Origin of the sequence: Alistipes sp. CAG:268 (assembly GCA_000434235.1) — a bacterium.
GTDB classification, from domain to species: domain Bacteria; phylum Bacteroidota; class Bacteroidia; order Bacteroidales; family Rikenellaceae; genus Alistipes; species Alistipes avistercoris.
Genome location: FR891985.1, coordinates 34,943 through 43,760 on the forward strand (window position 1 = coordinate 34,943; position 8,818 = coordinate 43,760).

The following is an 8,818-nucleotide window of genomic DNA, read 5'->3' on the forward strand; positions in this document are numbered from 1 at the left end:
GTGTTTGAGGATGTCGTCGAGCGTGTAGCCGTCCTGGCCGACGGTCACCACCTTCAGGCGCATGTTCTCGAAAACGAGGCCCTTCTCCCGGTTGGCGCCGAAGAGCATCTTCTCGCCGTGGCGCAGGGTGATCGTCCGCTCGGCGCGCGTGGCTTTGTCGGCGGCAAATGCAGCGTGGGTCTTGTCGTTGAAGATCACGCAGTTCTGCATCACCTCGACCACCGACATGCCCCGGTGCATCGCAGCAGCCACCATGCACTCCTTCGAGAGCTGTACCTCCATGTCGATCGAGCGGGCGAAGAACGTGCCCTTGGCGCCGATGACCAGTTCGCCCGGGTTGAACGGCTTCTCGACCGTTCCGTAGGGTGACGTCTTGGTGATCTTGCCGAGCTTCGATGTGGGCGAGTACTGGCCCTTCGTCAGTCCGTAGATCTCGTTGTTGAAGAGGATGACGTTCAGGTCCACGTTGCGGCGGATGGCGTGGATGAAGTGGTTGCCGCCGATGGCCAGCGAGTCGCCGTCACCGGTCGTCACCCAGACGTTCAGGCGCGGGTTGGCGACCTTCACGCCCGTAGCCACGGCATTGGCACGTCCGTGGATGGAGTGGAAGCCGAAGGTCTTCATGTAGTAGATGAAGCGCGACGAGCAGCCGATACCCGACACGAACGTGAAGAGGTTGTGCGGCGTGTCGGTAGCGTCGGCAATCTCGGGCAGCGCACGCTGCACGGCGTTCAGGATGGCATGGTCGCCGCATCCGGGGCACCAGCGCACCTCCTGGTCGCTTTTGAAATCTGCGGGGGTGTATTTGTAGTCTGCCATGGCGTTATTTCAGTAAGGATTCGAATTTTTCGCGAAGCTCGACGATCGTGAACGGTTGTCCTTCGCACTTGTTGTACTGCTCGTAGCTGAACTCCTGCAGCTCGTGGCGGAGGTAGTTGGCGAACTGTCCCTCGTTGAGCTCGCAGACGACGATCTTCTTGAAGCGCGAGAAGATCTCGCGGACGCCGTGCGGCAGCGGGTGGATGTAGTTGAAGTGGCAGAGCGAGACGCGGTGTCCCTCGCGGCGCAGGTCGTCCACGGCGTTCTGCAGGTGGCCGCGCGTACCGCCCCAGCCGACGACGAGCAGGTCGCCCTCCTCATCGCCCCAGACCTTCTGCACGGGGATATCCTCGGCAACCAGGGCTACCTTGGCCGCACGTGTATCGACCATCTTCTGGTGGTTGGCCGGATCGGTCGAGATGCTGCCCTTCACGCTGTCCTTCTCCAGACCGCCGACGCGGTGCTCGAGGCCCACCTTTCCGGGGAATGCCCAGCCGCGGGCGAGCCGTTCGTTGCGCACGTAGGGCATGAAGCCTCCTTCGGGGGCTTCGTCCACGATCGGGGGGCAGATCTTCGGGTAGTCCTTCATCGAGGGGATGCGCCACGGCTCTGAACCGTTGGCGATGAATCCGTCGGTGAGCAGCACGACAGGCGTCATGTGTTCCATGGCCAGGCGGCCTGCTTCGAAGGCGAAGTGGAAGCAGTCGCTGGGCGACGAGGCAGCCACGACGATCACCGGGCACTCTCCGTTGCGTCCGTAGAGGGCCTGTGCCAGGTCGCTCTGCTCGGTCTTGGTGGGCAGGCCCGTCGAGGGGCCGCCGCGCTGCACATCGACAACGACGAGCGGCAGCTCGGTCATGACGGCCAGACCCAGCGCCTCGCTCTTGAGCGAGAGGCCCGGGCCCGAGGTGGTCGTCACGGCGAAGTTGCCGGCATAGGCGGCACCGATGGCCGTGCAGATTCCCGCGATCTCGTCCTCGGCCTGTACGGTCTTCACGCCGAGGTCCTTGCGCTTGGCCAGCTCCTCGAGGATAACCGTGGCCGGGGTGATCGGGTACGAGCCGCAGAAGAGCGGCAGCCCGGCCTTCTCGGCGGCGGCGCAGAGGCCCCATGCCGTGGCGATGTTGCCCGAGATCGAGCGGTAGGTGCCCTTCTCGAGGGGTGCGGCGGCTACGGTGTAGTTGTTGGCGAACTGGTGCGTGTTGGCCGCGTAGTTGTACCCGGCGTCGATGGCCAGTTTGTTGGCCTGGGCGATGGCGGGGTTCTTTTTGGCGAATTTCGTATCGAGGTAACGCTTGGCGTAGTCTTCCGGACGGTCGAAGAGCCAGAAACAGATGCCCAGTGCGAACATGTTCTTGCACTTGACGACCGACTTGTTGTCGAGTCCGGTCTCCTTGAGTGCCTCGCGCGTCATCGTGGTGATGTCGGGGATGACCACGTTGTACTCGTCGAGTTTCAGCTCCTCGATGGGATCGAGCGTGGCGAATCCGGCCTTCTTGAGGTGCTCCTCGGTGATCGAGTCTCCGTCGATGATCACCGTGGCGCCCGGCTTGAGCCATTTGCGGTTGGCCTTGAGTGCCGCGGGGTTCATGGCGACCAGTACGTCGCAATAGTCACCGGGGTTCAGTTCGCGGTGGTCGCCGAAGTGTACCTGGAATCCCGATACGCCGGCGACGGTACCTTGCGGAGCTCGAATTTCGGCGGGGTAGTCGGGGAAGGTCGAGATGCCGTTTCCCAGCAACGCCGAGGTGTCGGAGAAAAGCGTGCCTGTGAGCTGCATGCCGTCGCCCGAGTCGCCCGAAAAGCGGATCACGACGTCCCGCAACTCCCGCACTTTGGTCTGTTCCATTGTGTTTTAGATTAGTTGGTAGTTTATGGTTCTACAAATATACGATTTTATTGTTAGATTATTCACAGTAAACGTTTTTTTTGTGCGTTTCCCTCGTTTTTCCTGGATGTGGATTTTTCGTTTCGGCGTTTTAGTCTGAATTACTGTGATTTATGCTTCTTTTGCAATTCGGTTCGGCATCCGGGGCAGTTCGCCGGATTACCTATATATAAGAGCCCCGGCCGGTGCTGCGCGGGGCAGCCGGTCGGGGCTCTTTTCCCGATTCCGGTTCGGGCGGTCTTCGGGGCAGCGTCTTTGGCGGGGATGCGGCAGAGGCCGCTCTTCGCCGCCTGTGCCGGTCAGCGCATGGAGTTCATGCGGATGCTGGCCTTGACCAGCGCGATGGCGCGGATGCGCGCGACCTCGATCTCCTTGTCGGCATGGTGCGGGTTCTGGCTCACCAGCCGCACACAGTCGGGACGTTCGGATTTCTGGATGTATTTCACGGTGACATACTCCTCGCCGTCGATGTCGATCGAGAGCAGGTACATGTCGCCCCAGAAGATGTCGTTGATGTCGTTCAGCTGTTTGTAAAGGACGATGTCGCCGCTTTTGAGCAACGGGTACATCGAGTCGCCCCGCACGTAGAGGGCTCCGTCGCATTTGGGCAGGTTCGGGATATGGATGAAATTGACGGGTTTCAGATTGGCGTGGTCGGTGAAGAGCGGGACGAGTCCGGCGGTTCCCTCGATCGAGTAGAGCGGGACACTCTGCAGCGGCAGCGAGTTGTCGGTGCGGTGCCTGTAGGCGGTCAGGTCGGGTTCGGCGTTGAACATCTGTCCCTGTGCGGAGTCGAGCCATTCGGGATTTACGTTCAATTCCTGAACAAGGATGTTCCGGTTGCGGGTCGAGAGTCCCGCCTTGCCCGTCTCGATCATCGAGAGGGCCGCTTTCCCTATTCCAAGCCGTTGAGCGAGCTGCTCTTGCGTCAGACCGAGTTGCTTTCGTATCAGTTTTACCCGTTCATTTACCATATTTCATCGGAATTTTTTATATCAAAAATTCAAACTTTTTGCATTAATATTCAATATTTGAATATATATTTGCATTGCAAAGTTAAACAATTTATTTATATCCGCAAGTCAATTTGCGAAAAAAGCTTCATTTTCAATGTCCTATTCCGTTCCATCTGAACTTTACCGGGAAGTCGCCCTGCGGTTGTCGGAGGCGATCGGGAGCGGGGGCTACTTTTCGGGAACACTCGCTTTTGCGTGGGGCGAAGCGGAGTGTCGTCTGACAGCCTCGGTGATCGTCTACCGGCAACGGATCTCTGCTCCCGACGGCCAGGCCGACGTCATCTCGCGTCTGGTTCCCGTCTGGTGGGAGTTCCACACCGCGTTCGACGGCGTCGAGCAACTCAACGACTTCTCTTTCGAAGAGCTCGGCGCCTGGATCTGAGGCGCGTCTGCGGCAGACCGCCGTTCCCCTGCCCTTGTTGCCGGAGCTTTCCGGTCTGTTTCTCCGGCTCCTCCTTCCCGGGTGCGGCGCTGCCCGCCGGAGAAACCCTGAACAAGAACCTCCCCGCCGCGGCGCCGCGCATCGGGTTCGACAAAAAATTCCGATCAGATGACTGCTTCGAAGCAATCGGCCTCTGCGGGGGAGTCCCCCGCGGAGGTTTTCTTTCCCGGTATCGGACGGCTTCTTGTTCCGTATGGGCAAACGTCGTCCGGTGATTCTTTAGTATGCGGCGGTTGCGACTTTTTTTCGCACCCGGCCGCATGTAACTCCGTGGCGTTTGCCGATTTTGCCCTCGGTGTCTATCCCTTCCTGGTGCTGCAGCCCTTCCACCGCACCTACTACCGGGTGCTGGAGGCCTTCGCTGCGGGGCGCATCCGCCGGCTGATCGTCACCATGCCCCCGCAGCACGGCAAGAGCCTCGGGGCATCGACGCTCCTGCCGGCCTATGTGCTGGGACTCGACCCCGACTGCCGGGTGGCGATCGCCTCCTACTCGGGTTCCCTGGCCTCGAAGTTCAACCGCCGGGTGCAGCGGATCCTCGAATCGCGCGAGTATGCCTCCTTCTTTCCGGCGACGACGATCAAGTGCGGCTCGAAACCGCCGGGCTACATCCGCACCTCCGAGGAGGTCGAGATCGTCGGACGTCGCGGCGGGCTGCTGTCTGTAGGGCGCGAGGGTTCGCTGACGGGCAACCGCGTGGACTGCTTCATCCTCGACGACCTTTACAAGGATGCGCTTGAGGCCAACTCGCCGATCGTGCGGGCCAACTGCTGGGAGTGGTACACCTCGGTGGTGCGGACTCGGATGCACAACGCCTCGCGAGAGCTGGTGGTCTTCACGCGCTGGCACGAGGAGGATCTCATCGGCTCGATCCGCGAGCGCGAGCCGGTCGAGGAGCTGCTGGCTTGGGAGCAGCTCGATGCGCTGCCGTCCGACGGCTGGCTGCACCTCAATTTCGAGGCGCTCAAGTGCGGGCCTCCGTCGCCGATCGATCCGCGTCTTCCGGGACAGGCGCTGTGGGAGGAGCAGCACGGCGCTACGCTGCTGGCAGCCAAACGGCGGCTCGATCCGCTGCAGTTCGAGGCGATGTACCAGGGGCACCCTTCGGCCCGCGAGGGGCTGCTCTACGGGCCGAACCTGACCGAGTACGAGTGTCTGCCGCGCGAGATCGTCCGTTGGGCGAACTACACCGATACGGCCGATACGGGCGACGACTACCTCTGCTCGCTCTGTTATGCGGTCGATGCCGACGGTGCGGTCTACGTCACCGATGCGGTCTATTCGCGTGAACCGATGGAGGTGACCGAGCCGCTCGTGGCCGAGATGCTCGTGCGGTCGGGCACGCGCGAGGCGTTCGTCGAGAGCAACAACGGTGGCCGCGGTTTTGCCCGGGCCGTGCAGGCGCGGGCTCCGGACGTACGGGTCGAGTGGTTCCATCAGGGGGCCAACAAGGAGGCCCGGATCCTCTCGAACTCCGCTACGGTACAGCACTGCCTCCGCTTCCCGAAGGGGTGGCGCACCCGGTGGCCCGAGCTCCATGCCCACCTGACGACCTACCGGCGACAGTTCCGGGCCAACCGCTGGCACGACGCGGCGGATGTGGTGACCGGGATCGTCGAGCGCGAAGTCTCCGGCCGCGGGGGCAAGCGCCTGCGGGGCGTGCGTTTCCTCTGACGCCGGCCGGGGCATCGCCGGATCCGTCTTCGCACCCCGCAAAAAAATCACCCCTGACGGAAGATTGCTCCGTCGGGGGTGAATCGTATGGGTTTTACACCGAATGCGGGGTGCCGGACCGGTTTAGAAGTAGTACTTGAAGCCGATCGTGGGGCTGACGCCGAAGTCGAACTGCACGTTGTTGCCGCTTGCGCTGTAACCTCCCGAGGAGTAGGAGAGGTAGGTATACTGGAGCGACAGCAGGCTGAAGGAGATGCCGCAATGCGATGCGGGCCGGAACTCGAAGGCTCCGAATTTCAATCCGGTGGCGAATCCGTAGCCGTTGGCTCCGTAGGCCGAGGCGTAGGCGAAGCCGATGCCCGCTTCGGGCGTGTAGTAGAAGCGGTCGCACAGGCGCACGTAGTATGCCACGCTCGGACCGATGGTCAGCGCGTGCGACGTGTCGCCCGACGAGGTGAGGTTATAGGCGATCGAGCCGCTCAGACGAAGCCGGTCGGCTACGAAATAACCGAATTCGGGTGCGAAACCGAAGGTGGTAGCCGAGGCGGAGACGCCGTCGATGCTGGCCGAAGCGGTGGTGACGCCGAGCGAACCGCCGACATACATTTCGCCTCGTTTCTGGGCCGAAGCGACTTGGAGCGATACGATTGCGGCCAATGCGCAGAAGAAGAGTTTTTTCATCTTTTTTGGGTTTTGGGTTGAATTTGTTTTTCCGAATGTGAAGATAATCTTTTGTCGGGAATTTCGCAAAGGTTGTCGGCTGTTTTTTGAGGAGGCATGCCGGACAAAGAGCCATTGCTGTGCCGAAAGGAGTGTCCGGGACGTGCGTGAGGGGGTATTGCCCGCAGAACGTGTCGGTCGGGGCAATGTGATCTTTTTGTTAAATTGTTCGTTTTTGCCGTTTTGTTCGTTCGGAATCGCCTATCTTTGTTCCGTTTCATTCCATTCGAATTTATGAAAGCACTCAAAATCGGAAATCTCTGCGCCGCCGTACCCGTCGTGCAGGGCGGCATGGGCGTAGGCATATCGCTCTCGGGGCTGGCTTCGGCCGTGGCCCGCGAGGGCGGCATCGGCGTGATCTCCTCGGCCGGGCTCGGGGTGATCTACAAGGACTATTCGAGCGACTACCGCAAGGCCTCGATCTGGGGGCTCCGCGAGGAGTTGCGCAAGGCCCGCGCGGCGACGCGCGGCATCATCGGCGTGAACGTCATGGTCGCCATGTCGAACTTCGCGGACATGGTCCGCACGGCCATCGCCGAGAAGGCCGACATCATCTTCTCGGGGGCCGGGCTGCCGCTCAACCTGCCCTCGTTCCTTACCGAAGGCGCAAAAACCAAACTCGCTCCGATCGTTTCGTCGGCCCGCGCGGCCAAACTGCTGTGCCGCAAATGGTTCGAGGAGTACCGCTACATCCCCGACGCGATCGTCGTCGAGGGTCCCAAGGCGGGCGGCCACCTCGGTTACAAACCCGAGCAGCTCACCGACGAGCACTTCGCGCTCGAGGCCATCGTTCCGGAGGTGGTCGCCGAGGTGCGCGCCTTCGAGGCCGAGCATGAATGCCACATCCCGGTGATTGCCGGCGGGGGCATCTACACCGGCGAGGACATCTACCGCATCATGGAGCTCGGGGCCGAGGGGGTGCAGATGGGCACACGCTTCGTGACCACCGAGGAGTGCGATGCCGACCCGGCCTTCAAGCAGAGCTACATCGAGGCGCGGCGCGAGGACATCGAGATCATCCAGAGCCCGGTCGGGATGCCGGGCCGGGCCATCCACAACCGCTTCCTCGACCGGGTGAAGGAGGGGCTCAAGCGGCCGAAGGCCTGCCCGTTCGACTGCATCAAGACGTGCGACGTCACGCACAGCCCCTACTGCATCATGCTGGCGCTCTACAACGCCTTCAAGGGCCGTCTCCAGAACGGCTATGCCTTCTGCGGCGCGAATGCGTGGCGGGCCGAGAAGATCCAGTCGGTGCGCGAGCTGATCGCCTCGCTCCGGAGCGAATACGACCAGTTTGCCGCCCGGTGCGGGGAGTTCTCGCTCAAGGAGCGTCTCTTCGGCTCCCGGTAGGTCGGGCAAAGCGGCCCGTGCCGATGCGATGACAACAACGCCCGGCCCCTTTTCGAGGGGGCCGGGCGCTGTCGTGTAACGGTTCGGCTGAGGGTCAGTTGTTCTCGGGGCGCAACTTGCGGACGACGGCCCCTGCCTGCCACATCTCGCTTTCGCGCAGTTCGCGCAGCTCCTCCTCGAGCCGTTCGCGGTAGTCGGGACGGCTGTTGGCCTCGATGGCGATCTGTGCCTCCCTGCCGGCGGCCACACTTGCATAGAGCTCGCCGAAGAGGGGCTTCGTGGCGTCGCGGAACCGCTTCCACCAGTCGAGAGCCCCGCGTTGTGCCGTGGTCGAGCAGTTGGCGTACATCCAGTCCATGCCCTTCTCTGCGATGAGCGGCATGAGCGACTGCGTCAGCTCCTCGACCGTCTCGTTGAAGGCCTCCGAGGGGGTGTGCCCCTGTTCGCGGAGCGTTTCGTACTGGGCGGCGAAGAGCCCCTGGATGGCCCCCATCAGCGTGCCGCGTTCGCCCGTCAGGTCGGAGTAGACCTCGCGCCGGAAGTCCGTCTCGAACAGGTAGCCCGAGCCGACGCCGATGCCCAGCGCCACAACCCGCTCGAAGGCGCGTCCCGTGGCGTCGCGGTAAACCGCATAGCTCGAGTTGAGGCCCCGTCCCTGGAGGAACATCCGCCGCAGCGAGGTGCCCGAGCCCTTCGGGGCAACGAGGATCACATCGACGTCGTCGGGCGGTACGATTCCCGTCCGGTCGCCGAAGGTGATGCCGAAACCGTGGGAGAAGTAGAGTGCCTTGCCCGGGGTGAGGTGGCGGCGCAGGGCGGGCCATACGGCGATCTGCCCGGCATCGGAGAGCAGGTCCTCGATGATCGTGGCGCGCGAGGCGGCCTCCTCGATGCCGAAGAGGGTCTCGC

The 8,818-nt window shown here is 62.4% G+C and carries 8 protein-coding genes; 3 read left to right on the forward strand and 5 right to left on the reverse strand.

Annotated features, from left to right (window positions below; genetic code table 11):
- The 3 genes from QZL63_RS03490 to QZL63_RS03500 form a co-directional block, all read right to left on the reverse strand.
- The coding region (locus QZL63_RS03490; protein WP_290585874.1) for a 2-oxoacid:ferredoxin oxidoreductase subunit beta at nucleotides 1-819 on the reverse strand (819 nt) is incomplete at its 3' end.
- A 4-nt stretch (nucleotides 820-823) separates the two neighbouring features.
- Entirely contained in the window at nucleotides 824-2,668 is a 1,845-nt protein-coding gene (locus QZL63_RS03495; RefSeq protein WP_022307944.1) for a 2-oxoacid:acceptor oxidoreductase subunit alpha, read from the reverse strand.
- Between the two features lie 338 nt (nucleotides 2,669-3,006).
- The gene (locus QZL63_RS03500) at nucleotides 3,007-3,681 is read right to left on the reverse strand and encodes an XRE family transcriptional regulator (protein ID WP_022307945.1); all 675 of its coding nucleotides are present in this window, start codon (nucleotides 3,679-3,681) and stop codon (nucleotides 3,007-3,009) included.
- A 136-nt stretch (nucleotides 3,682-3,817) separates the two neighbouring features.
- Here QZL63_RS03500 and QZL63_RS03505 point away from each other — a divergent pair, with 136 nt between their 5' ends.
- Together QZL63_RS03505 and terL are read left to right on the forward strand one after the other, a co-directional pair.
- Nucleotides 3,818-4,105 (forward strand): hypothetical protein, encoded by a 288-nt coding sequence (locus tag QZL63_RS03505; RefSeq protein WP_022307946.1) that lies wholly within the window; start codon nucleotides 3,818-3,820, stop codon nucleotides 4,103-4,105.
- A gap of 168 nt (nucleotides 4,106-4,273) precedes the next feature.
- Nucleotides 4,274-5,839, forward strand: coding sequence for a phage terminase large subunit (gene terL, locus QZL63_RS03510; protein ID WP_022307947.1), 1,566 nt, complete (start codon nucleotides 4,274-4,276; stop codon nucleotides 5,837-5,839).
- Nucleotides 5,840-5,962: 123 nt separating this feature from the next.
- Here terL and QZL63_RS03515 read toward each other — a convergent pair whose 3' ends face one another.
- Nucleotides 5,963-6,520 carry an outer membrane beta-barrel protein gene (locus tag QZL63_RS03515; RefSeq protein WP_022307948.1) on the reverse strand — a complete coding sequence of 186 codons (558 nt, stop codon included), beginning with the start codon at nucleotides 6,518-6,520 and terminating at the stop codon, nucleotides 5,963-5,965.
- Nucleotides 6,521-6,793: 273 nt separating this feature from the next.
- Here QZL63_RS03515 and QZL63_RS03520 point away from each other — a divergent pair, with 273 nt between their 5' ends.
- Nucleotides 6,794-7,909: an NAD(P)H-dependent flavin oxidoreductase gene (locus QZL63_RS03520; RefSeq protein ID WP_022307949.1), complete on the forward strand. Its 1,116-nt coding sequence runs from the start codon at nucleotides 6,794-6,796 to the stop codon at nucleotides 7,907-7,909.
- Nucleotides 7,910-8,003: 94 nt separating this feature from the next.
- Here QZL63_RS03520 and ilvC read toward each other — a convergent pair.
- On the reverse strand, nucleotides 8,004-8,818 hold an 815-nt coding region (ilvC, locus tag QZL63_RS03525; protein WP_290585880.1), incomplete at its 5' end, for a ketol-acid reductoisomerase.